Origin of the sequence: Streptomyces sp. NBC_00091 (assembly GCF_026343185.1) — a bacterium.
GTDB lineage: Bacteria > Actinomycetota > Actinomycetes > Streptomycetales > Streptomycetaceae > Streptomyces.
Genome location: NZ_JAPEMA010000001.1, coordinates 2,609,663 through 2,636,217, shown reverse-complemented (window position 1 = coordinate 2,636,217; position 26,555 = coordinate 2,609,663). Strand labels below are relative to the sequence as shown.

The 26,555-nt window shown below is 69.8% G+C and carries 21 protein-coding genes; 8 read left to right on the top strand and 13 right to left on the bottom strand.

Annotated elements, in window-relative coordinates; translation table 11 throughout:
- Positions 1-45: 45 nt before the first annotated feature.
- From trxB to OOK34_RS12020, 6 genes are all read right to left on the bottom strand, one after another.
- A complete protein-coding gene (gene trxB / locus OOK34_RS12045) occupies positions 46-1,005 on the bottom strand; it encodes a thioredoxin-disulfide reductase (protein WP_267033849.1) in 960 nt (319 codons plus the stop codon).
- 147 nt (positions 1,006-1,152) lie between these two features.
- Positions 1,153-2,151 carry an anti-sigma factor gene (locus tag OOK34_RS12040; protein WP_267033848.1) on the bottom strand — a complete coding sequence of 333 codons (999 nt, stop codon included), beginning with the start codon at positions 2,149-2,151 and terminating at the stop codon, positions 1,153-1,155.
- Positions 2,148-2,849, bottom strand: a complete 702-nt coding sequence (gene sigM / locus OOK34_RS12035; RefSeq protein WP_267033847.1) for an RNA polymerase sigma factor SigM — start codon at positions 2,847-2,849, stop codon at positions 2,148-2,150. Before sigM ends, OOK34_RS12040 begins: the two co-directional genes overlap by 4 nt.
- A 26-nt stretch (positions 2,850-2,875) precedes the next feature.
- The gene (locus tag OOK34_RS12030; protein ID WP_267033846.1) at positions 2,876-4,594 is read right to left on the bottom strand and encodes a protein kinase family protein; all 1,719 of its coding nucleotides are present in this window, start codon (positions 4,592-4,594) and stop codon (positions 2,876-2,878) included.
- A gap of 117 nt (positions 4,595-4,711) precedes the next feature.
- Positions 4,712-6,889, bottom strand: coding sequence for a murein biosynthesis integral membrane protein MurJ (gene murJ, locus OOK34_RS12025; protein WP_267033845.1), 2,178 nt, complete (start codon positions 6,887-6,889; stop codon positions 4,712-4,714).
- A 46-nt stretch (positions 6,890-6,935) separates the two neighbouring features.
- Positions 6,936-9,203: a DUF6049 family protein gene (locus tag OOK34_RS12020; RefSeq protein WP_267033844.1), complete on the bottom strand. Its 2,268-nt coding sequence runs from the start codon at positions 9,201-9,203 to the stop codon at positions 6,936-6,938.
- Positions 9,204-9,387: 184 nt separating this feature from the next.
- Here OOK34_RS12020 and OOK34_RS12015 point away from each other — a divergent pair, with 184 nt between their 5' ends.
- Complete coding sequence (locus OOK34_RS12015) at positions 9,388-10,830, top strand: CCA tRNA nucleotidyltransferase (protein WP_267033843.1); 1,443 nt, start codon at positions 9,388-9,390, stop codon at positions 10,828-10,830.
- A 21-nt stretch (positions 10,831-10,851) separates the two neighbouring features.
- On the opposite strand, the gene OOK34_RS12010 is transcribed toward OOK34_RS12015, so the two are convergent.
- From OOK34_RS12010 to OOK34_RS12000, 3 genes are all read right to left on the bottom strand, one after another.
- On the bottom strand, positions 10,852-12,120 hold the full coding sequence (locus tag OOK34_RS12010; RefSeq protein ID WP_267033842.1) for an MFS transporter: 1,269 nt from the start codon (positions 12,118-12,120) through the stop codon (positions 10,852-10,854).
- A gap of 104 nt (positions 12,121-12,224) precedes the next feature.
- Positions 12,225-13,307 (bottom strand): inositol-3-phosphate synthase, encoded by a 1,083-nt coding sequence (locus OOK34_RS12005; protein WP_267033841.1) that lies wholly within the window; start codon positions 13,305-13,307, stop codon positions 12,225-12,227.
- 50 nt (positions 13,308-13,357) lie between these two features.
- Positions 13,358-13,960 (bottom strand): PadR family transcriptional regulator, encoded by a 603-nt coding sequence (locus OOK34_RS12000; RefSeq protein ID WP_267033840.1) that lies wholly within the window; start codon positions 13,958-13,960, stop codon positions 13,358-13,360.
- 572 nt (positions 13,961-14,532) lie between these two features.
- On the opposite strand from OOK34_RS12000, the gene OOK34_RS11995 reads away from it, so the two are divergent.
- Both OOK34_RS11995 and OOK34_RS11990 read left to right on the top strand, forming a co-directional pair.
- On the top strand, positions 14,533-16,824 hold the full coding sequence (locus OOK34_RS11995) for a transglycosylase domain-containing protein (RefSeq protein WP_267033839.1): 2,292 nt from the start codon (positions 14,533-14,535) through the stop codon (positions 16,822-16,824).
- A gap of 91 nt (positions 16,825-16,915) precedes the next feature.
- Positions 16,916-18,400, top strand: a complete 1,485-nt coding sequence (locus OOK34_RS11990; RefSeq protein WP_267033838.1) for a glycosyltransferase family 87 protein — start codon at positions 16,916-16,918, stop codon at positions 18,398-18,400.
- Positions 18,401-18,431: 31 nt separating this feature from the next.
- Here OOK34_RS11990 and OOK34_RS11985 read toward each other — a convergent pair whose 3' ends face one another.
- The 3 genes from OOK34_RS11985 to OOK34_RS11975 form a co-directional block, all read right to left on the bottom strand.
- Positions 18,432-19,463: an alanine racemase gene (locus OOK34_RS11985; protein WP_267033837.1), complete on the bottom strand. Its 1,032-nt coding sequence runs from the start codon at positions 19,461-19,463 to the stop codon at positions 18,432-18,434.
- Between the two features lie 42 nt (positions 19,464-19,505).
- Positions 19,506-20,624, bottom strand: a complete 1,119-nt coding sequence (locus tag OOK34_RS11980) for a peptidoglycan bridge formation glycyltransferase FemA/FemB family protein (protein ID WP_267033836.1) — start codon at positions 20,622-20,624, stop codon at positions 19,506-19,508.
- Between the two features lie 131 nt (positions 20,625-20,755).
- On the bottom strand, positions 20,756-21,076 hold the full coding sequence (locus OOK34_RS11975) for a hypothetical protein (protein ID WP_267033835.1): 321 nt from the start codon (positions 21,074-21,076) through the stop codon (positions 20,756-20,758).
- Positions 21,077-21,327: 251 nt separating this feature from the next.
- Here OOK34_RS11975 and rpsF point away from each other — a divergent pair, with 251 nt between their 5' ends.
- The 4 genes from rpsF to rplI all read left to right on the top strand — a co-directional run bounded on the left by rpsF (position 21,328) and on the right by rplI (position 23,035).
- On the top strand, positions 21,328-21,618 hold the full coding sequence (rpsF, locus tag OOK34_RS11970; protein ID WP_006604399.1) for a 30S ribosomal protein S6: 291 nt from the start codon (positions 21,328-21,330) through the stop codon (positions 21,616-21,618).
- A 72-nt stretch (positions 21,619-21,690) separates the two neighbouring features.
- The gene (locus tag OOK34_RS11965; RefSeq protein ID WP_267033834.1) at positions 21,691-22,290 is read left to right on the top strand and encodes a single-stranded DNA-binding protein; all 600 of its coding nucleotides are present in this window, start codon (positions 21,691-21,693) and stop codon (positions 22,288-22,290) included.
- A 43-nt stretch (positions 22,291-22,333) separates the two neighbouring features.
- Positions 22,334-22,570, top strand: coding sequence for a 30S ribosomal protein S18 (gene rpsR / locus OOK34_RS11960; RefSeq protein WP_005315025.1), 237 nt, complete (start codon positions 22,334-22,336; stop codon positions 22,568-22,570).
- An 18-nt stretch (positions 22,571-22,588) separates the two neighbouring features.
- Positions 22,589-23,035 carry a 50S ribosomal protein L9 gene (rplI, locus tag OOK34_RS11955; RefSeq protein WP_267033833.1) on the top strand — a complete coding sequence of 149 codons (447 nt, stop codon included), beginning with the start codon at positions 22,589-22,591 and terminating at the stop codon, positions 23,033-23,035.
- 83 nt (positions 23,036-23,118) lie between these two features.
- On the opposite strand, the gene OOK34_RS11950 is transcribed toward rplI, so the two are convergent.
- Positions 23,119-24,456 (bottom strand): MATE family efflux transporter, encoded by a 1,338-nt coding sequence (locus tag OOK34_RS11950; protein ID WP_267033832.1) that lies wholly within the window; start codon positions 24,454-24,456, stop codon positions 23,119-23,121.
- A 451-nt stretch (positions 24,457-24,907) separates the two neighbouring features.
- Here OOK34_RS11950 and dnaB point away from each other — a divergent pair, with 451 nt between their 5' ends.
- Positions 24,908-26,371, top strand: coding sequence for a replicative DNA helicase (dnaB, locus tag OOK34_RS11945; RefSeq protein ID WP_267036711.1), 1,464 nt, complete (start codon positions 24,908-24,910; stop codon positions 26,369-26,371).
- Positions 26,372-26,555 lie beyond the last annotated feature (184 nt).

Here is a 26,555-nt window from a genome sequence, read left to right as displayed (position 1 = left end):
GGCCTCCTCTTGCTACGGGGTGTGGGGTGTGGGGGTGGGGCGAGGTCAGACGGTCGCGGTCACGTGCTCGGCGTCCGTGAGGGCGGCGAGGAAGCGCTCCGCGTCGAGAGCGGCCGAGCAGCCGGTGCCGGCGGCGGTGATCGCCTGACGGTAGGTGTGGTCCACGACGTCGCCGGCGCCGAAGACACCGGTGAGGTTGGTACGCGTCGAGGGGGCGTCGACCTTCAGGTAGCCCTCGTCGTCCAGGTCGAGCTGGCCGGTGAACAGCTCGGTGCGCGGGTCGTGTCCGACGGCGATGAACAGGCCGGTCACGGGCAGCTCGGAGGTCTCACCGGTCTTGGTGTTGCGCAGGGTGAGGCCGGAGAGCTTCTGCTCGCCGTGGATCTCGGCGACCTCGCTGTCCCAGGCGAACTTGATCTTCGGGTCGGCGAAGGCACGGTCCTGCATGGTCTTGGAGGCGCGCAGGCTGTCACGGCGGTGGATGATCGTGACGGACTTGGCGAACCGGGAGAGGAAGGTGGCCTCCTCCATCGCGGTGTCGCCGCCGCCGACGACGGCGATGTCCTGGTCCTTGAAGAAGAACCCGTCGCAGGTGGCGCACCAGGAGACACCGCGTCCGGAGAGGGCGTCCTCGTTGGGCAGGCCGAGCTTGCGGTGCTGGGAGCCGGTGGTGACGATGACGGCCTTGGCGCGGTGCACGGTGCCGGCGGTGTCCGTGACGGTCTTGATCTCACCGGTGAGGTCCACGGCGACGACGTCGTCCGGGACGAGCTCGGCACCGAAGCGCTCGGCCTGGTCCCGCATGTTGTCCATGAGGTCCGGACCCATGATGCCGTCCCGGAAGCCCGGGAAGTTCTCGACCTCGGTGGTGTTCATCAGCGCGCCGCCGGCGGTGACGGCACCTTCGAAGACCAGCGGGTTGAGCGAAGCGCGTGCGGTGTACAGGGCGGCCGTGTAACCGGCCGGCCCGGAGCCGATGATGATCACGTTTCGTACGTCGCTCACGGGTTCTTTCCTCGTCTCTGCGGACTTCGTGGTGCCTACCGGGGGCCGGTGCGGACTCTCACCCCACCCAACGGATCCTACGGCGCGTGCATTCCCCGCTTGTCCCCCTCCGGCCCCCAACGCGCGGGCCGCTACCTCCCGAACCGCTCAGTTCCGGGGATATGTGCTGGTCAGCAGGGGCTTGCCCGGGGTTTGCGCAGGGTTGTCCGCGCAGCCGGCGGCGACGAGATAGGCGTCCACCAGGGCGGGGTCGCCCGAATGGGGCAGCACGACGAGGTAGACGGGCGTGCCCTGGTAGTTGCCCCGTTCGGCGGCGACAGGGGCGTCGGAGCGGCCGGTGGCCTGCTGGACGCAGGGCGGGACCGGGGCGGTCTCCGGTGAGGCGAGCCGGTCGGCGGGGGCCAGACCGGGGGAGGTGTTCTCCAGCCCCATGGTCTTGTCGTTCTCCCCCGGCACGGTCTGCGGGGTGTTCGCCGCGGCTCCGCCCGCGAGGAGCTGGCGGACGTTCTGCCGGAGCCCCTGGGCGGTGTACTCACCGGGGGCGGAGGAGCTGGCGGAGGACCTCGCCGTGTCGTTGCGCGTGGCGGTGTCGTGCGAGGCGGTTCCGGTGAGCCCGTTGAACAGGAAGATGCCGAGCGCGCAGGCGGCCGCCCCGGCCAGGCCGGTGAGGACGGCGATCCGGCGCCGGGCGCGGCGACGGCCGGGGCCGGTTGGGCCGGACGGGTGACCGGTGGGCCGGTGGGCCTCGTTCCGGCCGGAGCGGCTGGTGTCCGTCGGCGATGTTTCTCCCCCAGCTACCGCTGGGGGTGCCCCCAGTGAAACATCGCCAACGGGGTGCGGCTCGGAGGTGGAGGCCTCGGCCCGGGAGTTCGTCGAGTCGAGCAGCGCCTCGGCGGCGAGGGCCGCGTCGATCCGGCCGGCGATGGCGGAGGGCATGCGCGGCGGCCCCGGGAGGGTGCCGAGGAGGGACCGGATCTCCTCCAGGGAGGCGAGGACGTCGGCGCACAGGGCACAGTCTCCGAGGTGGTTGCGTACCTCGGCGCTGTGGGAGGGGGAGAGCAGCCCTTCGGTGAGGTCGGAGATCTCCGAGACCTCCGGGTGCCAGGTCGTGCCGGCAGTGCCGGTCGTGCCGGTTGTGGGGCTCACGGTCGTCCACCTCCGCCCTTCACAGCGTCTGGGTCTGGCTCTGGATGCCTGGGGTCTGCCGCAGGTGGGACGGGTGTCCCCGGCGTCCGGTTCCTTCCCCGCTCCGTGGCGGTGTTATCCCCGGCATTCGTGCGCAGATGAGTGAGCAGCGGCAGCAGTTTGGCCCGGCCGCGCGCGCACCGGCTCTTCACGGTCCCGGTGGGGACGTCGAGGATGCGGGCGGCGTCGGCGACGGGGTATCCCTGCATGTCGACGAGGACGAGCGCGGCCCGCTGCTCGGGCGGGAGGGTGCTGAGGGCGGCCAGGAGCTGGCGGTGGAGGTCCTGGCGCTCCGCGGGGGCCTCGGCGGACTCGTGGGGCTCCAGGAGGCGCTCCAGGCGCTCCGTGTCGTCGAGGGGCGAGGTCCGGCGGGAGGCGGCCTTGCGGGCGCGGTCGAGGCAGGCGTTGACGGTGATGCGGTGCAGCCAGGTGGTCACGGCGGAGTCGCCGCGGAAGGTGTGGGCGGCCCGGTAGGCGGAGACCAGGGCGTCCTGCACGGCGTCCGCGGCCTCCTCGCGGTCGCCGAGGGTGCGCAGGGCGACGGCCCACAGCCGGTCGCGGTGGCGGCGTACGAGCTCTCCGAAGGCATCGGGATCGCCGGCGACGTGCAGGGCCAGGAGTTCCTGGTCGCTGCGGTCGCCGGTCGCGGCTTCGTCCAACGCTGAGCCCCTCCCCGTGCCGTGCGTCAGCCCTTGAACTTCACATCCGTGATGCCCTGCTTGTAGCCGGGCTTGCTGAAATCGTCGTAGCCGGCGTGCGGCATGGCGGTGATCCACAGGAGGACGTAGCGCGCCTTGACCGGCTTTTCCGCGGTCAGCCGGACGCTGGTGTCCTTGGTGGTCAGCCCCGCGATCTTCTTCATCGAGCCGACCTTGCCCTTGGGGTCCAGGGAGTCGGTCGCGTACAGCGTCAGGGTGGTGCGGTCGCCCGGGTACTTCAGCGCTATCGAGGCCTCGCTGACCTCCTGCTCGGAGCCGAGGTCGTAGACGATTCCGACGCCGGCCTTGATCTTGACCTCCGGGCCGTCGTCGAAGCTCTTCGTGCGCCAGTAGGAGGCGGCGTCCCCGTCGTACGTCTTGGAGACGTTGGCGGTGTTCTGCGGCGTGCCGTCCGGGGCGTACTCCTCGGCGCCCTTGATGGAGAGCGGAGCGGGCTCCTTCTTCGCCGTGGTGTCGTTGGGGCCCTGCTGCTGGTTCTGGGTGTTCTCGCCGTTGCCCGGCTTGCGGTACTCCAGGAGTTTGTCGGCGAGCTGCCAGCTGCCGAGGCCGAGGGCGGCGATCAGGAGGGCGGCGACGCCCCACTTGAGGACGCGGCCGGTCCGGCTCTGCAGCGGCGGCGGCGGGACGGGCGCGACCGCCTGGGCGGTGGGCAGGCCGACCGGCGCGGGCCGGCCGTAGGTGCCCTGCTGGTAGGTGGTGTGCTGGTACTCCGGGGGCGCGGTGAAGGCGGGCTCCGGCGGCCGGATGCGGGGCATCGCGGCGACGGCCTTGGCCAGCTCCTCCGGGGTGGTGCAGGCGGGCTCCTGACGGGACGCGGTGGCCCCGTCGTTGGCGAGGGCGCGCATGGCGAGCTCGCCGAGGGCCCGGTGGACGCCGGCGCGGACCTGGTCGGGGGCGAGCAGGCCGACTCCCTTGGGCAGGCCGCGCAGGCCGTAGGCGTCGTTCTCGTACGGCCAGCGCTGGGTCAGGGCTGCGTACAGCAAGGCGCCGATGGCCTCGGTGTCGGCCCGGTGCGGGGTGTCGCTGGTGATGCCGCGCAGGGCGGCGTTCACGGCGAGGCCGCGGATGCGGTACTGGCCCGAGGAGGTGCGCAGTATCGCGCTGGGCGTCAGGCGCAGGTGGGCCAGGCCCTCGCGGTGGGCGGCGGCCATGGCCTGGGAGACCTGGCTGACCAGCTGGTAGGCCTCGTGGGGCTCGAGCGTGCCGGCGGCCAGGACGGAGGTCAGCTCGGTGGCGTCGGGCAGCCACTCGTGGACGACGTAGACGAGGTCGTTCTCCTCCACTGCGTCGAGGACCTGGACGAACCGGGGGTCGCCGAGCAGGGCGGAGGAGCGGGCGGCGGCCAGGACGGTACGGGCCCTGGGGTGGTCGGCGGGCAGCAGGTGGACGCCGACCGCGCGACGCAGCTTCTCGTCCATGGCCCGCCAGCTGCTGAAGCCGTCCAGACGGGTGACGCACTCCTCCAGGCGGTAGCGCCGTGCGAGCTTGTGACCGCTGTGCAGTTCCGGCGCGGCCGCGGGTGCCGCGCTTCTGCGTTCGCCGTCCTTCTCGGGCATGGATCCGTCCGAGGCCTGTCCGTGCTGGGTGTCCACCCCGTCGGCCGTGGCCTTGACCGCATCCGCGGTCAGCGGCTGGTCGCCGCTGTTGTCGGCCACGTCGACGGCAGCCGTGCTACGTTCCGCCACCGTCGTCCCTGCCTCCCCATCCGTTGCGCGCTGTCGGCCAGTCTGCGAAGCCATGCCAATTGTGCCCACAGTCCGCCGCTATGCACGACACACGAAGGGGGGTGAGGGTTGTGCGCATCAGCGCCCCAGACGTCCGCGAACCATTCCGACCATGGAGTTGAGCTCTTCGATCCGCATCCGCTTCGCGGCGAGGAGGAACACCGCTCCCAGGGCGATGGCGCCCGCGACCAGGGCGGCGAGGGAACCGAGGGCATCGTTGCCCAGCACCTTGGTGACCCCGTAGGAGGCGGCGCCGGCCGCGACGGCGGCCGGGACGCACGCGCCGATCAGGCGGGTGTAGGTGCGCATCACGTGGGCGCCGTCGAGGTCCCCACCGAGGCGGGCCTTCAGGCGGCGCCAGGCCACGCCGACACCGACGGCGTAGCCGAGGCCGTAGGCGGCGGCCATGCCGACGACGGCCCAGCGTGCCGGGAGGACGAAGAAGGCCAGGGCGGAGACGCCGGCGTTGACGGCGGCCACGATGACCGTGTTGTAGAAGGGGGTCCGGGTGTCCTCGTAGGCGTAGAAGCCGCGCAGGACCACGTACTGGACGGAGTACGGGATCAGGCCGAGGCCGAAGGCCATCAGGATGAAGCCGATGTTGGTGGCGTCGTCGGCGCCGGTGCTGGCGTACAGCAGCGTCGACATCGGCACGCCCAGCGCGAGGAAGGCGAAGGCGCAGGGCACGATCGCGACGGCCGAGGTGCGCAGGCCGTAGGAGATGTCGTCGCGGACGGCGGCGGCGTCGCCGTCGTGGGCGGAGCGCGAGATGCGGGGCAGGACGGCCGTCATGACGGAGACGGTGATGATGGCCTGCGGCATCTGCCAGAGGAGCAGGGCGTAGTTGTAGCCGGTGATGCCGGTACCGCCGTGGCCCTGCTTGTCGGCGAGCTCACCGGCCCAGGTGGCGAGCTGGGTCACGACGACCAGGCCGAGCTGGTTGGCGAGGACGAAGAAGAACGTCCACTTGGCGAGCCCGGCGGCCTTGCCGAGGCCGTGGCCCTTCCAGTCGAAGCGCAGGCGCATCTTGAAGCCGGCGTCGCGCAGGTAGGGCAGCATCGCCAGGGACTGGACGACGAGGCCGAGCAGGGTGCCGATGCCCAGCAGCCGGACGCCCTCGGGGGTGATGGTCGCCTCGGAGACACCGGTGGTGGTGAAGCCGCCGAAGGCCCAGATGAAGGCGCCGAAGGTGGTGATGACGACGATGTTGTTGAGGACCGGGGTCCACATCATCGCGCCGAACCGGCCGCGGGCGTTGAGGATCTGACCGAGGACCACGTGCACGCCCATGAAGAACATGGTGGGCAGGCAGTAGTGCGCGAAGGCCACCGCGATGTCCATGCGCTGCGGATTGTCGGCGATCTTCTGCGACATCATGCCGATGAAGAGCGGGGCCGCGAAGACGCAGATCGTGGTGACCGCGCCCAGCAGGACCACGACGAGGGTCAGCAGCCGGTTGGCGTAGGCCTCGCCACCGTCGTCGTCGTTCTTCATGGCCCGGACGAGCTGCGGGATGAACACCGCGTTGAGGGCGCCGCCGCCGACCAGGACGTAGATCATCGTCGGCAGGGTGTTGGCGACCTGGTAGGAGTCGTTGAGGGATGCGACGCCGATGGCGCCGGCGATCACCAGGGTGCGCGCGAAGCCGGTGATGCGGGAGACGATCGTGCCGGCCGCCATCAGGGCGCTCGACTTCATGAGGCTCGCGGCCCGCCCGGCGGGCTTGCTCGGGGCCGGGGCCGCGACGGGCGCCTCCTCGGCGGGGGCGCCGGGGGCCGCCTGCTGGTCCCGGTAGAGGTGCGTGAAGGCGTCGGGCTCGGGCTCCTCCTCCGCGGCCCTGGTCACGAGCGAGTCCACTCCGACGAACTGCGTCGTCGCCGCGTGGTCGCCGTAGGGCAGGTGGCGGGAGGGGCCGTCCGGCTCGGGCGGCGGCGTCTGGGCCCAGACGCGCGGGTCGGGGCCGTGCGAGGGCGCCTGCGGGGCCGCGTAGAGCGGGCCGGGCTCCTGGTAGGTGCCGGGCGGCGGCGGGGGGTGCGAGGCCCGGTCGTAGAGGGCCTCGGTGACGGGGTCCTGGGCCGACAGGTCCTGCGACCGGTACGGGTCGTAGTCGTAGGCGTCCTGGACGTACGGGTCGTGGTCCGGCGCGGGCGCGGGCGCGGGAACCTGCCCGGGCACCGGAGCGCCCGGGGCAGTGCCCTGGGAGGGCGCCGGCCCACCAGTGCCCTGCGCGCGGTCACCGTCGTACGGCGCGTTCATCGCAACCCCACCTCATCGTCCCCAGGCCGACCGGCCACGGCATCGCTCAACGGTCCACTGTCTCACCCGTGCCGGACCCCTCGGTGCTTTGCGGTCCGGTGTCCGTGGACTCGTCACTCGGCTGCGTGCTCTCCTCGGCGGCCGCTCGCGCGGCGACGCGCTTGCGGCTGGCGTACATCTTGATGCCGGCCAGGACCAGCAGGAGAACACCGCCGGCGATGACGAGCATGACGGTGGGGGTGATCTCGGTTGCCTCCACGGTGAACTTTCGTTCCTTGCCGTAGGGCACGCCGTCCTTGGTGAAGAGCCGTGCGGTGACCTCGACGGGACCGCTCGCAGTGGCGTTGGCGGTGAACTTTACCGTCTGGCTGTGCCCGCCCTGAACGGTGACTTCCTCTTCCGCTTCACCGCTGTCGCCGAACACCAGACGGGTGGGGTTGGCGGACTTCACCCGCAGCACCAGGTTGTGGACGTCCTGCACGAGGCTGTTCTGCACGCTGACCGGGATGGTCGCGCTGTGGCCGGACAGGGTGGCGTCCGACTTGGGGATGACCTTGACCTTGTCGGTCAGCCCGATCAGGTAGGCCTGCACCTGGTCCCGGTAGCGGGCGGCCTCCTCGGGGCGGCCGCGCCAGGAGGTGGACATCTCCCGGTTCGTGGTGTTGCCGAAGGGGATCTCGACGCGGTCCGGCGCCGACAGGATGACCTTGAAGTGGTCGAGGGTGTTCTGCGTGCTGCGGATCTTCTCGAAGGCGGACACCGGCAGCTCCTGCCGGCTCAGGGCCTCCGGGTACTGGCCCGCGCCGGGTACCTGGGTCGCGGCGCCGGGGTCGGGCTTCGCCCCGGCCGCCGCCTCCAGGTCGGAGGGCTGGGTCCAGCGGGCCGCCTGGAGCCCGCGCAGGGCGATGGCCATCGAATCCGCCTGGGTGGCGGTGGGCTTGCGCTGGGGCATGACCACGTAGCTGCGCGGCTCGTCGCTGTTCTGCAGGTTGAGGGCCAGGCTGTGGGCGAGGAACCGCTGCACGGCGAGCGTGGACTCCCCGGCGGCGGCCATATCGCCCTCGAAGGAGGTGGAGAGGTCGGCGTCGGCCACCACGGCGGTCGTGCCCGCGCCGATGGGGCGGGCGGCCGTCGGGGTGTAGGCGAGGGCGCCGGTCTCCTGGAGGCTGTCGCTGCGGGCCAGGACGTTGTGCGCGCCGGCCGAGGTGGCGACGTTGACGATCGAGGGGTCGATCGCGCCGTCCACGGGCCAGGAGAAGTCGGTGGACGGGGTGACGTGCAGCACCGTCTCGACGGCCTGCTTCGCCTTGTCGGTGGCCGGCCGCAGCTGGCCCAGGGCGCCCGAGACGTTCTTGCCGTGGTGGGCGAGGGAGGCGATGTCGGGGTCGGCGAAGGGCAGCGCGACGACCTTCTTGCCCTGGACGGCGGCTTCCAGGGAGCTCAGCCACTGCTCGGCGACGGCCTTGTTCCTGCCCTGTACGGGCTTGCCGTCGGGGTCTGCGGCGCGGACCCGGTAGCCCTTGGTCATGGCATCGACCGTGGCGAGCAGGTCGGGGTCGATGACCCAGGTGACCGGCAGGTCCTTGCCCAGCGAGACCATCCGCTCCAGGCGGCCGCCCGGCCGGAGCTCTTCGGCGAGGGAGTCGTCGAGGAAGACGGGCGTCTGGAGCTCGTCCGAGCCGGTCTCCGCCGTGACGTGCGTGGTGGAGATCAGCGGCCATACGTAGGTGAGGGCGGACCGCTTGGCGGCGGGATCCGGCTGCCACGGCAGGAAGGTCCGCTGGATGCCCAGGACCTGCTCGTGCGGGCGGCTGTCGGTCGTCCCGGACAGGGAGACTCCGAGCTGGTAGACCCCGTCCGCGCCCAGGTCCAGCTTGTTGAGCGGCACCTTGATCGTGAACGGCCGGCCGACCTTGGAGGTCAGCGAGTCGATCTTCACGGCGAAGGCGGAGTCGATCTCCCCCGGGTCCACACCCGGCCGGAAGCCCTTGCGGTCGGCCACCTCGCCGATCGCCGACCGGTCGCCCACCATGGGCCCGACCCGCAGACCCACGTGGGCGTTCTTGATCGTCTCGGAGCCGTTGTTGACGACGGTGCCGGAGATGGTGAGCGTGTCGCTCTTGACCGGAGCGCTGGGTGACACCTCGGTCAGCTGGACGTCGACCGAGGACTCGGCCGCCTGGGCCGCGGGGGCGGGGGCGTAGACCAGGGCGGCCAGCACCGGCGTCCCGCTGAGCAGGACGACTGCCCGCCGCAGCCAGCGGCGCCGGGCAGGCACGGGGGCCGCTCCCTGGATGTCTGCCGCCTCGGCCACGCGTTCGCCCGTCCCTCGAAGTGTCAGTGGTCGTCGGTTCTGCGTCCACGCATGGTAACGAGGTGCGCTGTGCGCGAGTGCCGCGCCTTGCTCCACATGATCGGTTCCGGTTCGTGGCCGCGGGCGGCGGGGTCCCGTGAAACGGGTGAGCCCTCGGCGGGCGGGCCACGTACCCTTTTCAGTTGTGCCGAACGCCAATGAAGACAACCCCAGTGCCCTGAGTCAGGTGCAGCGCCGCGCGGTCAGTGAACTGCTGCGGGTCGCTCCTGTCGCCGACGAGCTCGGCCGCCGGTTCCAGGAGGCGGGCTTCCGCCTCGCCCTGGTCGGCGGGTCCGTCCGCGACGCGCTGCTCGGGCGTCTCGGCAACGACCTCGACTTCACCACCGACGCGCGTCCCGAGGACGTACTGAAGATCATGCGGCCGTGGGCCGACTCGCTCTGGGACGTCGGCATCGCCTTCGGTACCGTCGGCGCGCAGCGGGACGGATTCCAGATCGAGGTGACGACGTACCGCTCCGAGGCGTACGACCGCACCTCGCGCAAGCCCGAGGTCTCCTACGGCGACTCGATCGAGGAGGACCTGGTCCGGCGCGACTTCACCGTCAATGCCATGGCCCTCGCCCTCCCGGAGCAGGAGTTCGTCGACCCGCACGGCGGTCTGGAGGACCTGGCCGCCGGCCTGCTGCGGACGCCCGGCACCCCGGAGGACTCCTTCTCCGACGATCCGCTGCGCATGCTGCGCGCTGCCCGGTTCGCCGCGCAGCTGGACTTCGAGGTCGCCCCCGAGGTCGTGGCGGCCATGAAGGCGATGTCCGACCGGATCGAGATCGTCTCGGCCGAGCGCGTGCAGGGCGAGCTGAACAAACTGCTGCTGTCCGCGCACCCCCGCAAGGGCCTGGGGCTGCTCGTGGACACCGGTCTCGCCGACCGGGTGCTCCCGGAGCTGCCGGCCCTGCGGCTGGAGCGCGACGAGCACCACCGGCACAAGGACGTCTACGACCACTCGCTGATCGTCCTGGAGCAGGCGATCGACCTGGAGGAGGACGGCCCGGACCTGGTGCTGCGGCTGGCCGCCCTGCTGCACGACATCGGCAAGCCCCGCACCCGCCGGTTCGAGAGCGACGGCCGAGTCTCCTTCCACCACCACGAGGTGGTGGGCGCGAAGATGACCAAGAAGCGCATGACGGCGCTGAAGTACTCCAACGACATGGTCAAGGACGTGTCCCGGCTGGTGGAGCTGCACCTGCGCTTCCACGGGTACGGGGACGGGGAGTGGACCGACTCGGCGGTGCGGCGCTACGTCCGCGACGCGGGCCCGCTGCTGGAGCGCCTGCACAAGCTGACCCGGTCCGACTGCACCACGCGCAACAAGCGCAAGGCCGGCGCGCTCTCCCGTACCTATGACGGCCTGGAGGAGCGGATCGCGCAGCTCCAGGAGCAGGAGCAGCTGGACTCGATCCGCCCCGACCTGGACGGGAACGAGATCCAGCAGATCCTGGAGATCGGCCCCGGCCCGATGGTGGGCAAGGCCTACGCCTTCCTGCTGGAGCTGAGGCTGGAGAACGGTCCGATGGGCCACGACGCCGCGGTGGCGGCCCTCAAGGAGTGGTGGGCCGGCCAGGCCTGATCTCCGCCGCCGGGCGATGTTTCACGTGAAACATCGCCTCCGCCGTCGCAGGTACCCGGCCGTGGCGGCGTAGAGCAGGGCCACGCTCAGGAGCAGGGCGACGGACCGGCCGTCGGTGGGGAGCATGAGGGACGCCACCGCGGCCGCCCCGACGAAGGCGATGTTGAACAGCACGTCGTAGACGGAGAAGACCCGGCCGCGGAAGTCGTCGTCCACCCGGGACTGCAGGACGGTGTCGGTGGAGATCTTGGCGCCCTGGGTGGCGAGGCCGAGGACGAAGGCGGCGACGAGCATCGGCCCGGGCGCGAAGAAGAGGCCGAGGGCGGGCACCAGCAGGGCCGAGCCGGCCGAGCAGACGGTGATCCAGCCCAGCGGCCCGAGCCGGTTCACCAGCCAGGGGGTGACGAGGGCGGCCGCGAAGAACCCGGCGCCGGAGACCCCGACGGCGATCCCCAGCAGGGCCAGGCCGTCGGACTCGTTGTCCGACCAGGAGTAGCGGCAGAGCATCAGCAGCATCACGGTCAGGGCCCCGTAGCAGAACCGCATCAGGGTCATCGCGGTCAGCGCCCGGGCGGCCTCGCGCCGGGAGGCCAAGTGCTTGAGGCCCTCGGCCATGCCCCGCACGGTGAGGACGACCCCTTCGGTGACCGAGGGGTGGGAGGGCCCGCCGGGGTGGTCGGGCCCGAGGAGCCCGACGGCCAGGCGCAGCGCGACCAGGGCCGCGCACAGGTAGAGGGCGGCGCCGAGCAGGACCACGAGGGCGTTGGAGCCCGCGGCCAGGATCCGTACGAGGAAGGCCAGTCCTCCGCCGGCGACCGCCGCGAGCGTTCCGGCGGTGGGCGAGAGGGCGTTCGCGGTGACGAGCTGATCGGTGCGGACCACATGGGGCAGGGACGCGGCGAGCCCGGCCAGGACGAAGCGGTTGACCGCGGTCACGGACAGGGCCGAGGCGTAGAACAGCCAGTCGGGGACGTGGATGACGATCAGCATGCCGGTCACACAGGCGAGGAAGGCCCGCAGCAGGTTGCCGTAGAGGAAGACCTGGCGCCGGCGCCACCGGTCCAGCAGCACCCCGGCGAAGGGTCCGATCGCCGAATACGGCAGCAGGAGTACCGCCATGGCCGAGGCGATGGCAGCGGGCGAGGTCTGCTTCTCGGGGGAGAAGACCACATAGGTGGCGAGAGCGACCTGGTAGACACCGTCGGCGGCCTGCGAGAACAGCCGTACGGCGAGCAGGTTGCGGAAATCCCTCAGGCGCAGGAGTACGCGCAGATCACCTACGACAGGCATGAGGGCAAGGGTCACATACACCGAGGGTCCCCGGACACATTGTCCGGGGACCCTCGGTGGAAGAACGGTCGAAGACCAGGTGTCCGGAGGACCCTTGGGTGCGACTAGCGCTCGACCTCGCCCTTGATGAACTTCTCGACGTTCGCGTACGCCTCGTCGTCGAAGTACTGGACCGGCGGGGACTTCATGAAGTAGCTCGAGGCCGACAGGATCGGGCCGCCGATGCCGCGGTCCTTGGCGATCTTCGCGGCACGCAGGGCGTCGATGATGACACCGGCGGAGTTCGGGGAGTCCCACACCTCGAGCTTGTACTCGAGGTTCAGCGGGACGTCGCCGAAGGCGCGGCCCTCGAGGCGGACGTAGGCCCACTTGCGGTCGTCGAGCCACGCGACGTAGTCGGACGGGCCGATGTGGACGTTCTTCTCGCCGAGCTCACGGTCGGGGATCTGCGAGGTGACGGCCTGCGTCTTGGAGATCTTCTTCGACTCGAGGCGGTCGCGCTCGAGCATGTTCTTGAAGTCCATGTTGCCGCCGACGTTGAGCTGCATGGTGCGCTCGAGACGGACACCGCGGTCTTCGAACAGCTTCGCCATCACGCGGTGCGTGATGGTGGCGCCGACCTGGGACTTGATGTCGTCGCCGACGATCGGGACACCGGCCTCGGTGAACTTGTCGGCCCACTCCTTGGTGCCGGCGATGAAGACCGGGAGGGCGTTGACGAAGGCGACCTTGGCGTCGATGGCGCACTGGGCGTAGAACTTCGCCGCGGCCTCGGAACCGACGGGCAGGTAGCAGATCAGGACGTCGACCTGACGGTCCTTGAGGATCTGGACCACGTCGACCGGAGCCTCGGCGGACTCCTCGATGGTCAGGCGGTAGTACTTGCCCAGCCCGTCCAGGGTGTGGCCGCGCTGGACGGTCACACCGGCGTTCGGGACGTCGCAGATCTTGATGGTGTTGTTCTCGCTGGCGCCGATGGCGTCCGAAAGGTCGAGGCCGACCTTCTTCGCGTCGACGTCGAACGCGGCGACGAACTCGATGTCACGCACGTGGTAGTCGCCGAACTGGACGTGCATCAGACCGGGGACCTTGGCCGCCGGGTCGGCGTCCTTGTAGTACTCGACGCCCTGCACCAGCGAGGCGGCGCAGTTGCCCACGCCGACGATGGCTACGCGAACCGAACCCATTCCGGTTGCTCCCTGTTTGTTCTCGGAACGAGACCTGCGAGATGCAGGCCTCACTTTGCAGTTTCGTCGGGCGGGCCGGATCGTCTCCGATCCCTTCCCGCCCGCTCGCTCTCGATGAGCTCGTTCAGCCAGCGCACTTCACGCTCGACGGATTCCATTCCGTGCCGCTGCAGCTCGAGCGTGTAGTCGTCCAGGCGCTCCCGTGTACGGGCGAGCGAGGCGCGCATCTTCTCCAGGCGCTCCTCCAGCCGGCTGCGGCGGCCCTCCAGTACCCGCATGCGCACGTCTCGTTCGGTCTGGCCGAAGAAGGCGAAGCGGGCGGCGAAGGACTCGTCCTCCCAGGTGTCGGGGCCGGTGTGGGACAGGAGCTCTTCGAAGTGCTCCTTACCTGCTGCCGTCAACCGGTAGACGATCTTGGCGCGGCGCCCTGCGAGTGAAGCGGCGAGAGCGTCTTCCGGGGCGTTCCCCGGTTCTTCGATCAACCAGCCGTTTGCGACCAGCATCTTGAGGCAGGGGTAGAGAGTCCCGTAGCTGAACGCCCTGAAAACCCCCAGCGAGGTGTTGAGCCGCTTGCGCAGCTCGTAACCGTGCATGGGGGATTCGCGAAGCAGGCCGAGGACGGCGAACTCGAGGATGCCTGAGCGCCTGCTCATCCGCCTGCCCCTCTCTGCCTCTGAGTTTATGCCGAGCTGATGTATCGGCTCGATACATCCAGACGATAGAACGGGCCGCCCCCAGCGACAAGTGGTGATGTGGTGACCGGCGTCACATCACCAATTCGTACTACGCAAGTTGCCTGATTTGGGGTGAACTTCGGCACTGGTTGGGTTTTGGCCGTGCGTAGGCTGTGCGGAAGGACCACCGGGGGGAACCGGAATCACCTGCCGCTTCCAGGCCACTCGCCTGCCCGAGGAGTAGTCGTTCGATGAGCGAGCACCGCCGCAAACAGCCGCAGTCCCAGGGCGGCGGCCGCGCCGCGTCCCGCAGGGCTGCCCAGCAGCACTCTGGCCGGGGTGCCGTACCCGGGCGTGAAGTCCCCACGGCGTCAGCCGGCGGACCATATGCCGAACAGGGCGCCCACGGCAGTCGTGCCGACGCCCGCCGAGCCGCCCAGAGAGGCGCTGCCGGCCGAGGACGCGCAGGTGGGAAGGGGGGCAAGGGCGGAAAGGGACGCGGCCGGCTCATCGACTACCCGCGTGCGGACAAGGTCGGCTGGAAGCGTTTCGTGCCGTCCTGGAAGCTGGTCGGCGGGACCTTCCTGGGCTTCTTCGCCGTGATCTTCGCCGGCGCCGGCATCGGTATCGCCAGCGTGGGCACGCCGGACATGAACAAGGCCGCCAAGGCGCAGAACAACGTCTTCCAGTGGGCCGACGGCACCCAGATGGTCGCCACCGGCGGGTCCATGAACCGCCAGATCGTCCCGATCGACCAGATTCCCCTGTCTATGCGGAATGCCGTGATCGCGGCGGAGAACGAGTCCTTCGACACGGACAAGGGCGTCGACCCGATGGGCATCGCCCGGGCCGTGGTGAACATGGCCACGGGCGGCTCGACCCAGGGCGGCTCCACCATCACTCAGCAGTACGTCAAGAACAGCTACCTCGATTCCGAGCAGACGCTCAAGCGCAAGGTCACCGAGCTGTTCATGGCGATCAAGCTGGGTGTCGGCGAGGAGAAGGACGTCGTCCTCGCCGGCTACCTGAACACCGCCTACTACGGCCGGGACGCCTACGGCATCCAGGCCGCCGCCCGCGCCTACTTCGGCAAGGACGCCAAGGACCTCAACCCGTCCGAGAGCGCCTTCCTCGCCTCCATGCTCAAGGGCCCCAACCTCTACAACCCGGACGGCGGCCTCGGCGCCGCGGCCACCCCGGAGGCCAACGAGAAGCGCGCCCGGCTCCGCTGGGCGTGGGTGCTCGACCGCGAGGTCGCGGTGGGCCGCATGGAGCAGTCCGAGCGGGACAAGTACAAGGAGTTCCCCGCGCGGGTGGACTCCGAGCAGGCCCGCGGCATGTCCGGCCAGACCGGTTACCTCGTCGAGGTGGCCAAGCAGTACGTCATGAAGACCACCGGCATCAGCGCCGAGAAGATGGCGCTCGGCGGCTACACCATCACCACCACCTTCCAGAAGCCCAAGGTCGACGCCCTGGTCAAGGCGGTGGAGGACACCCGCAAGGACTTCCTCGACGAGAAGAAGCGGCCCGAGTACGACACCTTCGTACAGGTCGGCGCCGCCTCAGTGGACGTGAAGTCCGGGGCGATCGTGGCCCTGTACGGCGGCCCCGGCTGGGACCACAAGTACTTCGCCAACAACGCCAACACCTCCGGCGTCCCGGTCGGCTCGACCTGGAAGCCGTACGTACTGGCGGCCGCCATGCAGTACGGCACGCAGAACTCCAAGGGCTCGGGCATCTCGGTCGCCAGCAAGTACAACGCCAACGACCTCACCGTGATCAACAACCGGGAGGGCAAGCCGCTCCTCGCCAACGACGGGACGCCGTTCCGGCAGAAGAACGAGAGCGAGTACCCCTACGGCTACGTGACGCTGAACGAGGCGATGGAGAAGTCCATCAACGTCCCGTTCGCCCAGCTCGTCTTCGACGTCGGCCACGGCAAGGTCCGCGAGGTCGCGAAGTCCACCGGGATCCTCGAGGAGTCGATGGACAAGAACAACAACGCCTCCTTCGCCCTCGGCACCTCGACGCCCAGCGCCATCCGCATGGCCGACTCCTACGCCACCTTCGCCGCCTCCGGCACCCACCGGGAGCCCTTCTCCGTCAAGAAGGTCATGAAGGACGGCAAGGACGTGCCCGGGTTCGAGGCGCCGAAGGAGTCCCGCGCCATGGACGACTCCGTCGCGGACAACATCACCAAGGTGCTGGAGAACGTCGTCGAGAACGGCACCGGCACCAAGGCGAAGAAGCTGGGCCGGCCCGCCGCGGGCAAGACCGGCACCACCGACCAGAACAAGTCGGCCTGGTTCGTCGGCTACACCCCGGAGCTGTCCACCTCGGTCACCCTCTTCCGCAACGACCCGACCTCCAAGAAGAAGGAGCTCATGTCGATGAACCACGTGGGCGGGGTCGACTCCATCCACGGTGGTGACATCCCGGCGGCGATCTGGACGGAGTACATGCGCGAGGCGCTCAAGGGCACCCCGGTCAAGGACTTCCCGGAGGCCGAGGACATCGGTGTCGTCGCGGACGCGGCCGGCGCCCCCCAGCCCACCCCCTCGGCCGTCCCCTCGGCCTCGGTCTCGCCCTCGACGAGCCCGTCGAGCTCCCCGTCCGTGTCCCCCTCCCCGTCGAAGGGCGCCAAGCCGTCCTGCAAGCCCCGGCCCTGGAACCTGGACTGCGACCCGGCGACCGCCGGTACGACGTCCGGAACCGGCGGAGAGATCGACGGCGGCACGACGGACGGAAGCACCGGCGGCCTGCCCTCCCCGAGCCCCACGGGCCGGCCGGGCAGGCCCGGAGGCTCGACCAGCTGGGGAAGCATCATGGGTACCTCCGGCTGATCCCGCCTCGCCCACCCGTACCGGCGAGGGCCGTCGCACACCGTGCGGCGGCCCTCCCCCGTGTACCGCCCGGTACGGCAGGATGGGCGGCATGACCAAGGTGCACGAGGACCGTCCCGTACCGCCCACCCAGCAGGACGAGGTCGCCGCCGCCGGCAGCGAGCTCATCGGGGGCCCGGTCGGCCGCCGTGCGCGGCTGGGCGGCCACTGGCTGAGCCCGGTCCGCGTCGTGGTCCTCGTGGCCCTCGGCATGTTCGCCCTCGGCATGGTGCAGAAGCTGCCCTGCTACGACTGGGCCTGGTTCCAGGGAGCGGGCTCGCAGTACACCCACGCCTGCTACTCCGACATCCCGCACCTGTACTCCGCCCGCGGCTTCGCCGACGGCCTCGTGCCCTACCTCGACAAGTTCCCCGGCATCGGGACCGACCCGAAGTACGGCGGCATGCAGTACCTGGAGTACCCGGTGCTCACCGGGGCGTTCATGCAGGTCGCCTCCTGGATGACGCCCTCCGCCGGCACCATCCAGCACCGCGAGCAGATGTACTGGATGGTCAACGCGGGCATGCTGATGGTCTGCGCAGCGGTCATCGCCGTCTGTGTCGCCCGTACCCACCGCCGCAGGCCCTGGGACGCCCTGCTCCTCGCCCTGGCGCCCGCCTTCGCGCTCAACGCGACCATCAACTGGGACCTGCCGGCGGTCGCCCTCGCCGCCGTCGCGATGCTGATGTGGTCGCGCAGCCGTCCCCTGCTCGCCGGTGTCTTCATCGGCCTGGCGACGGCGGCCAAGCTCTATCCCGTCCTGCTGCTCGGGGTGCTCTTCGTGCTCTGCTGGCGGGCCGGGAAGTGGCGCGCGTTCGGTACCGCCGCCCTCGGCGCGGCCGTCTCCTGGCTGCTGGTGAACGGCCCGGTCATGTACGTCGCCTGGGACGGCTGGAAGCGGTTCTACGAGTTCAGCCAGGAGCGGCCCATCGACTTCGGCTCCGTCTGGCTGCTGATCTCCCAGCGCACCGGCAACCCCCTGGAGGGGGCCAACACGTACGCGACGGGGCTGACCCTGCTGCTGTGCCTGGCCATCGGACTGCTCACCCTGACGGCCCCCCGGCGCCCCCGTTTCGCCCAGCTGGCCTTCCTGGTCGTCGCCGCCTTCATCCTGGCCAACAAGGTCTACTCGCCGCAGTACGTGCTGTGGCTCGTCCCCCTCGCCGCGCTGGCCCGGCCCCGCTGGCGGGACTTCCTGATCTGGCAGGCGGGCGAGATCGCGTACTTCCTCGGGATCTGGTTCTACCTCGCCTACACGAGCAGCGGGGACAAGCACCAGGGCCTGCCCGTGGAGGGCTACCAGCTGGCCATCGCCGCCCATCTGCTGGCCACGCTCTACCTGTGCGCCGTCGTCGTACGGGACATCCTGCTGCCCGAGCGCGACGTCGTACGCCGCGACGGCTCGGACGACCCGTCCGGCGGTGTCCTGGACGGGGCCGAGGACGTGTTCACGCTCTCGGAAAGGGCGAAGGCGCCGCGGTACGCGGCGCCTTCGGAGGGTCAGCGGGTCGACTGGGGCGTCGGCCCCAGGGACTGACCGGGCCGGCCGGCCCGGTCACCCGGCCGGCTCAGGCGTCGAGCACCCGGTCGAACTGCGTGGTGGTGTGGCGCAGGTGCGCCACCAGCTCGTCGCCGACCTTCGGCTCGGTGGCGTCCGAGGGCACGAACAGGATCGACACCTGCATGTGCGGCGGCTCGGCGAACCAGCGCTGCTTGCCCGCCCAGACGAAGGGCGAGAGGTTCCGGTTGACGGTGGCCAGACCGGCCCGGGCGACGCCCTTGGCGCGCGGCATCACCCCGTGGAGGGCCTTGGGGGCCTCCAGGCCCACCCCGTGCGAGGTGCCGCCCGCGACCACGACCAGCCAGCCGTCGGAGGCGGCCTTCTGCTGGCGGTAGCCGAACCGGTCGCCCTTGGCCACCCGCGTGACGTCCAGGACCGTGCCCCGGTACTGGGTCGCGTCGTGGTCGCCCAGCCACAGCCGGGTACCGATGCGGGCCCGGAACCGGGTCTGCGGGAACTGCTGCTGGAGCCGTGCCAGCTCCTCGGCCCGCAGGTGGCTGACGAACATGGTGTGCAGCGGCAGCCGGGCTGCGCGCAGCCGGTCCATCCAGCCGATGACCTCCTCGACGGCGTCCGAGCCGTCGGGGCGGTCCAGCGGCAGGTGCAGGGCGAAGCCCTCCAGCCGGACGTCCTCGATCGCCGACTGGAGCAGGCCCAGGTCCTGCTCGGAGATGCCGTGGCGGCGCATCGAGCTCATGCACTCGATGACCACGCGGGCGCCGACCAGGCCGCGGACCCCGTCCACCGAGGACACCGAGCGGATCACCCGGTCGGGCAGCGGCACAGGGTCCTCACCCCGCCGGAAGGGGGTGAGGACGAGCAGGTCGCCGCCGAAGTGGTCCTTGATGCTCGCGGCCTCGTACGTCGTCCCGACGGCGAGGATGTCGGCGCCCATCCGGGTCGCCTCATCGCACAGCCGCTCGTGGCCGAAGCCGTAGCCGTTGCCCTTGCAGACCGGGATCAGACCGGGGAACTGGTCGGTGATCTGCTTCTGGTGCGCACGCCAGCGCGCGGTGTCGACGTAGAGCGTGAGCGCCATGCCCGTCCGGAACCTCTCTCGAAAATCTCGGAAAACAGCTGGTCAGCGGCGCGACATGTAGATGTCGAGCGCCTTGTGCAGCATCTTGTTGAGCGGGAAGTCCCACTCGCCGACGTACTCGACGGCCTCGCCGCCCGTACCGACCTTGAACTGGATCAGGCCGAACAGGTGGTCGTTCTCGTCCAGCGTGTCAGAGATACCGCGCAGGTCGTAGACGCTGGCGCCCAGTGCGTACGAATCGCGCAGCATGCGCCACTGCATCGCGTTCGAGGGCCGGACCTCGCGCTTGTGGTTCGCGGAGGCGCCGTACGAGTACCAGACGTGCTGGCCGACGGTGAGCATCGTGGCGGCGGCCAGCGGCTCCCCCTCGTGCTTGGCGATGTACAGCCGCATGCGGTTGGGGTCCTCGGAGTTGAGGGCCGTCCACTGGCGCTGGAAGTAGCTGAGCGGGCGCGGGCGGAACTTGTCGCGCTCGGCCGTGATCTCGTACAGGTGCTGCCAGGTCGGCAGGTCCTCGTAGCCGCCCTGGACGACCTCGACGCCGGCCTTCTCGGCCTTCTTGATGTTGCGGCGCCACAGCTGGTTGAAGCCCTTGAGGACGTCGTCCAGGGAGCGGTTGGCCAGGGGCACCTGGAACACGTAGCGGGGCTGGACGTCGCCGAAGCCGGCGCCGCCGTCCTCGGCCTGCTGCCAGCCCATGCGGCGCAGCTTGTCGGACACCTCGAAGGCGCGGGGCTCGATGACCGAAGCCTCCACGTCACGCAGGCGCTTGACGTCCGGGTCCTGGATGCCGGCCTTGATGGCGGCGGAGTTCCAGCGGCGGATGACGACGGGCGGACCCATCTTCACCGTGAAGGCGCCCTGCTGCTTGAGGTGCGCCAGCATCGGCTGGAGCCACTCCTCCAGATTCGGGGAGAACCAGTTGATGACCGGGCCCTCGGGGAGGTACGCGAGGTACCGCTTCACCTTGGGCAGCTGGCGGTACAACACGAGAGCGGCGCCCACGAGTTCACCGGACTTGTCGAACCATCCCAGGTTCTCCGAGCGCCACTCGTTCTTGACGTCGGCCCATGCCGGGACCTGGCAGTGGCTAGCCGAGGGCAGGCTCTGGAGATACGCCAGATGCTGCTCGCGGCTGATGGTGCTCAGGGACAGGCTCATGCGGGGTGTCTCCTCCGGCGGCTTCGCTGCTATGGCGCGAAGCCTACTGCGACGGGGGCGCCACCCATCTGGGGGACAGGCCGGTGCCTGGGCCGGAGGGAGGCCGGCGCCCCGTCGCGGAGGTCCCCCGGTCAGCCCAGCCAGCCGCCGAAGAGGCCGCCGTGCGCCATTCCGAGCATGAAGCCGAAGGCAGACGCGCCAAGGCCGATGATCAGCGCGAAGCGCTCGCGGGTGGTGGCGGAGATGAACTGTCCGTACAGCCCGGTCCCGATCCCGATCAGCCCGGTCCACGAGCTGAGCAGGTGCAGATGGTGGAAGAACGCAGTGACGAACGCCACGGCGCCGAGGACCAGGGTGACCGCCATCAGGGTGTCCTGGAGGGGGTGGGGCTTGCCGTCGGTGGAGAAGAGGGAGATCTGGGGCGAGGACTGGCGTCGCATGGCCTGTGCCATCGGAAGGCACCTCCTGGCTGGAGCAGAGCGGTGTCGCGGGGCCGCCTCGGGCCTGGGGCGGGAGGCATAGCACCGAGCACACCCGATGGATACAGATTGTGGCCCCCTCCCGCCGGATTTCAACCGGAAGGAGTCGAGGAGGTAGTCTGTACAGCTGCGCGGTGTCTGCTCTCGGACACCGTGCGCACGCATCACGACCCTCCTGCCACGGAACGACCGTGGCCGCTGAGTCCAAAGGAGGTGGGTTCCACATGCGTCACTACGAAGTGATGGTCATCCTCGACCCCGATCTCGAGGAGCGCGCTGTCTCCCCGCTGATCGAGAACTTCCTCTCCGTCGTCCGTGAGGGCAACGGAAAGGTCGAGAAGGTCGACACCTGGGGCCGTCGTCGTCTCTCTTACGAGATCAAGAAGAAGCCCGAGGGCATCTACTCGGTCATCGACCTTCAGGCCGAGCCTGCGGTCGTCAAGGAGCTTGACCGACAGATGAACCTCAACGAGTCGGTTCTCCGGACCAAGGTCCTTCGCCCCGAGACCCACTGAACTTCGGTTCAGCGGTAATCGGGAACGAGTAGCACAGCAGCCCAGCAGCAATCCCCGCCGAGAGGTTCATCCATGGCAGGCGAGACCGTCATCACGGTCGTCGGCAATCTCGTCGACGACCCCGAGCTGCGCTTCACCCCCTCGGGTGCGGCGGTCGCGAAGTTCCGTGTCGCGTCCACTCCCCGCACCTTCGACAAGCAGACCAATGAGTGGAAGGACGGCGAAAGCCTGTTCCTGACCTGCTCGGTCTGGCGCCAGGCGGCTGAGAACGTCGCCGAGTCCCTTCAGCGGGGCATGCGCGTCATCGTGCAGGGCCGGCTGAAGCAGCGGTCGTACGAGGACCGTGAGGGTGTCAAGCGCACGGTCTACGAGCTGGACGTCGAGGAAGTCGGCCCCAGCCTGAAGAACGCCACGGCCAAGGTCGCCAAGACCACCGGTCGCGGTGGCCAGGGTGGATACGGCGGCGGCGGTCAGCAGCAGGGTGGTGGCGGCGGCTGGGGCGGAGCCCCCAGCGGTGGCGCCCCCCAGGGCGGCGGAGCTCCCTCCGACGACCCGTGGGCGTCCAGCGCGCCGGCCGGCGGCCAGCAGCAGCAGCAGGGCGGCGGCGGGGGCGGCTGGGGCGGAAGCTCCGGCGGCTCCGGCGGTGGCTACTCGGACGAGCCGCCCTTCTAGGGCAGCTCGCATCCAAACTTCTTGATCACACAGGAGAGACACAATGGCGAAGCCGCCTGTGCGCAAGCCTAAGAAGAAGGTCTGCGCGTTCTGCAAGGACAAGACCGCGTACGTGGACTACAAGGACACGAACATGCTGCGGAAGTTCATTTCCGACCGCGGCAAGATCCGTGCCCGCCGCGTTACCGGCAACTGCACGCAGCACCAGCGTGACGTCGCCACGGCCGTCAAGAACAGCCGTGAGATGGCGCTGCTGCCCTACACGTCCACCGCGCGATAAGGAAAGGGTGACCGACTAATGAAGATCATCCTGACCCACGAGGTCTCTGGCCTCGGCACCGCCGGCGATGTCGTCGACGTCAAGGACGGTTACGCTCGCAACTACCTGGTCCCGCGTGGTTTCGCGATCCGCTGGACCAAGGGTGGCGAGAAGGACGTGGCGCAGATCCGCCGCGCCCGCAAGATCCACGAGATCGCGACCATCGAGCAGGCCAACGAGGTCAAGGGCAAGCTCGAGGGTGTCAAGGTCCGTCTGGCCACCCGCGCGGGTGACGCCGGTCGTCTGTTCGGCTCCGTGACGCCGTCCGACATCGCTTCGGCGATCGAGGCGTCCGGTGGCCCGAAGGTCGACAAGCGTCGCGTGGAGCTGGGCTCCCCGATCAAGACCCTCGGTTCGTACCAGGTCTCCGTGCGTCTGCACGCCGAGGTCGTCGCGAACGTGGGCATCGAGGTCGTCGCCGCCTAAGGGCAGCGCATGAAGGGCCGCACCCTCTGGGGTGCGGCCCTTCGTCGTTCCCGGGGGATGTTTCACGTGAAACATCCCCTCGGTCAGCGGGTGGCTCCCGCTACCAGCCAGCGGCCGGAGCGGGCGCGGAGCTGGAGGGTGGCCATCCTGACCAGCATCATCAGCGTCATGGCCCACCAGAGCGTAGTCAGACCGCCGCCGAGGGCGGGGACCAGCAGGGCGGCCGGCGCGAACACGGCGAGGGTGAGCAGCATCGCCCACGCCAGGTACCGGCCGTCGCCCGCGCCCATCAGTACCCCGTCCAGGACGAAGACGACCCCGCAGACCGGCTGGCCCAGGGCCACGACGAGCAGGGCGGGCAGCAGGGCGTCCTCGACCGCGGGGTCGCTGGTGAACAGCGGGATGAACGCCGGGCGGGCCAGGACGACCAGCAGGCCCAGCACGACGCCCGAGACGATTCCCCACAGCAGCATGCGGCGGCAGACGGCCTTGGCACCGTCGGTGTCCCCGGCGCCCAGGTAACGGCCGATGATGGCCTGACCGGCGATGGCGATCGCGTCCAGGGCGAAGGCGAGCAGGCTCCAGAGGGACAGCAGGATCTGGTGGGCGGCGATGTCGGCGTCCCCCAGCCGGGCCGCCACGGCGGTCGCGATCACCAGGATGGCGCGCAGGGACAGGGTGCGGACCAGCAGCGGCGCACCGGCCTGGGCGCAGGCCCGGATGCCGGCCGCGTCGGGCCGCAGGGAGGCGCCATGGCGCCGGGCGCCCCGGACGACCACGAAGAGGTACGCGCCGGCCATGGCGCACTGGGCGATGACCGTGCCCCAGGCCGATCCGGCGATGCCGAGCCCCGCGCCGTAGACCAGGGCCACGTTGAGGGCGCCGTTGAGGGCGAAGCCGCCGACGGCCACGTAGAGGGGCGTCCGGGTGTCCTGGAGGCCGCGGATGACGCCGGTGGCGGCCAGGACCACGAGCATGGCGGGGATGCCGAGGGCGGAGATCCGCAGGTAGGTGATCGCGTACGGGGCGACGGTGTCCGAGGCCCCGAAGAGGGAGATCAGCCAGGGTGCGGTGGGCAGGACGACGGCGATGACCGCGGCGCCGAGCAGGAGGGCGAGCCAGATGCCGTCCATGCCCTGCCGGATGGCGGCCGGGAGGTCGCCCGCGCCGACGCGCCGGGCCACGGCCGCGGTGGTGGCGTAGGCGAGGAAGACGAAGACGCTCACGGCGGTGGTGAGCAGAGCGGCGGCGACACCGAGGCCGGCCAGCTGGGGGGTGCCGAGGTGCCCCACGATGGCGCTGTCGGCCATCACGAAGAGGGGTTCGGCCACGAGGGCGCCGAAGGCGGGGACGGCGAGAGCGAGGATCTCGCGGTCGTGCCGTCGGGGGTCGGCCTTCGTGGTGGTGGGGGCCTGTGTCATGTGCTCAATCTAATCTTCCACAGGTAATGGATGCAAGGGTCTTTAGATCCTTACCAAGCTCCTGACTTGGGCGTTCTTTCCGCCCCGTTGGAGGCGATCTTGAGACACTGGCCAAGAATTTTCTCCGGCACCGTCAGGGGAAGAGGAAACCGCAGGTCAGCTGGGGTGTCGGGGTGGGGTGGGTGATTTTGTCCACAGCGTCGTCCCCCGGTCTGTGCACAGCTTCGGGCGACTTACCCACAGCATTGGCTCCGTCGTCCACATCTCATCCACACAGCCTGTGGATAACAAGATTGGCTGACGTCGCTCGCGGCCCTACCGTTGTGCGTTGCCCGACGCTCCGAGAGCCGATTCGGGTGTCCCAAATGTCAGAGCCGTGTCGTAGAAAGAGTGCCACGGCGAGGTCCGCGTTGCGGACGGAGGAGGTGGCCCGGTGAGCATGCCCGAGCCCATGGACGACCCCTGGGCCGACAGCGGTCCCAGTGACCGTCTGCCCGCCCGTCCGCGCCGCAACGGCGAAGGCCGCGGCCGCGGGGACCAGGAGCAGGACCGGGGCCGCGAGGGCGGCTCCTGGGACGGCGGAGGGGGCGGCTTCGAGCGCGTCCCGCCGCAGGACCTGGACGCCGAGCAGTCGGTGCTCGGCGGCATGCTGCTGTCCAAGGACGCGATCGCCGACGTGGTCGAGGTCCTCAAGGGCCACGACTTCTACCGCCCGTCGCACGAGACGATCTACCAGGCCATCCTCGACCTGTACGCGAAGGGCGAGCCGGCCGACCCGATCACGGTCGGCGCGGAGCTGACCCGCCGCGGCGAGATCAGCAAGGTCGGCGGGGCCTCGTACCTGCACACCCTCGTGCAGTCCGTGCCGACCGCGGCGAACGCCGAGTACTACGCGGAGATCGTCCACGAGAGAGCCGTATTGCGCCGCCTCGTGGCGGCCGGTACCAAGATCACTCAGATGGGCTATGCGGCGGACGGCGACGTCGACGAGATCGTCAACAGCGCCCAGGCCGAGATCTACGCCGTCACCGAGCAGCGGACCTCCGAGGACTACCTGCCGCTCGGCGACATCATGGAGGGCGCGCTCGACGAGATCGAGGCGATCGGCTCGCGCTCCGGCCAGATGTCCGGCGTGCCGACCGGGTTCACCGACCTCGATTCCCTGACCAACGGCCTGCACCCGGGCCAGATGATCGTCATCGCCGCCCGACCCGCCATGGGCAAGTCGACGCTCGCGCTGGACTTCGCCCGCGCCTGCTCCATCAAGAGCAACCTGCCGAGCGTCATCTTCTCCCTCGAAATGGGCCGCAACGAGATCGCGATGCGCCTGCTCTCGGCCGAGGCCCGGGTGGCGCTGCACCACATGCGCTCGGGCACCATGACCGACGACGACTGGACCCGGCTCGCCCGCCGGATGCCCGACGTCTCGGCCGCCCCGCTGTACATCGACGACTCCCCCAACCTGTCGATGATGGAGATCCGGGCCAAGTGCCGCCGGCTCAAGCAGCGCAACGACCTCTCGCTCGTCGTCATCGACTACCTCCAGCTGATGCAGTCGGGCGGCTCGCGCCGTCCCGAGAGCCGCCAGCAGGAGGTCTCGGACATGTCCCGAAACCTCAAGCTGCTGGCCAAGGAGCTGGAGGTGCCCGTGATCGCGCTCTCGCAGCTGAACCGTGGCCCCGAGCAGCGCACCGACAAGAAGCCGATGGTCTCCGACCTGCGTGAATCCGGCTCGATCGAGCAGGACGCCGACATGGTGATCCTGCTCCACCGCGAGGACGCGTACGAGAAGGAGTCGCCCCGCGCGGGCGAGGCGGACCTGATCGTCGCCAAGCACCGAAACGGTCCGACGGCCACCATCACCGTGGCTTTCCAGGGCCATTATTCGCGGTTCGTGGACATGGCCAACACGTAGCATCCGATCATGTAGGGTCTCAAATTCCGCTTCATAATCTCAGCAACAGCTGCATATGGATGGCATTTATGCAGCTGTTGTGAGACTCGCAGCTCGGAGCATTCACTCTTATGGGTGATGCGGTGTAGGTCACCCGCCACGCACGGGAAGAGCGCTGTCACCTTGGTCGCAGGGGCAGTTACTC

Bases quoted from the DNA above. Each gene is read 5' to 3' on its own strand.
- OOK34_RS11975 (WP_267033835.1), bottom strand. From the start codon at position 21,076: ATGGCACAGGCCATGCGACGCCAGTCCTCGCCCCAGATCTCCCTCTTC.
- rpsF (WP_006604399.1), top strand. From the start codon at position 21,328: ATGCGTCACTACGAAGTGATGGTCATCCTCGACCCCGATCTCGAGGAG.
- OOK34_RS12000 (WP_267033840.1), bottom strand. From the start codon at position 13,960: ATGAGCAGGCGCTCAGGCATCCTCGAGTTCGCCGTCCTCGGCCTGCTT.
- OOK34_RS12010 (WP_267033842.1), bottom strand. From the start codon at position 12,120: ATGCCTGTCGTAGGTGATCTGCGCGTACTCCTGCGCCTGAGGGATTTC.
- rplI (WP_267033833.1), top strand. From the start codon at position 22,589: ATGAAGATCATCCTGACCCACGAGGTCTCTGGCCTCGGCACCGCCGGC.
- OOK34_RS11985 (WP_267033837.1), bottom strand. From the start codon at position 19,463: ATGGCGCTCACGCTCTACGTCGACACCGCGCGCTGGCGTGCGCACCAG.
- dnaB (WP_267036711.1), top strand. From the start codon at position 24,908: ATGGACGACCCCTGGGCCGACAGCGGTCCCAGTGACCGTCTGCCCGCC.
- OOK34_RS11990 (WP_267033838.1), top strand. From the start codon at position 16,916: ATGACCAAGGTGCACGAGGACCGTCCCGTACCGCCCACCCAGCAGGAC.
- rpsR (WP_005315025.1), top strand. From the start codon at position 22,334: ATGGCGAAGCCGCCTGTGCGCAAGCCTAAGAAGAAGGTCTGCGCGTTC.
- OOK34_RS12005 (WP_267033841.1), bottom strand. From the start codon at position 13,307: ATGGGTTCGGTTCGCGTAGCCATCGTCGGCGTGGGCAACTGCGCCGCC.
- OOK34_RS11965 (WP_267033834.1), top strand. From the start codon at position 21,691: ATGGCAGGCGAGACCGTCATCACGGTCGTCGGCAATCTCGTCGACGAC.
- OOK34_RS11980 (WP_267033836.1), bottom strand. From the start codon at position 20,624: ATGAGCCTGTCCCTGAGCACCATCAGCCGCGAGCAGCATCTGGCGTAT.
- murJ (WP_267033845.1), bottom strand. From the start codon at position 6,889: ATGAACGCGCCGTACGACGGTGACCGCGCGCAGGGCACTGGTGGGCCG.
- OOK34_RS11950 (WP_267033832.1), bottom strand. From the start codon at position 24,456: ATGACACAGGCCCCCACCACCACGAAGGCCGACCCCCGACGGCACGAC.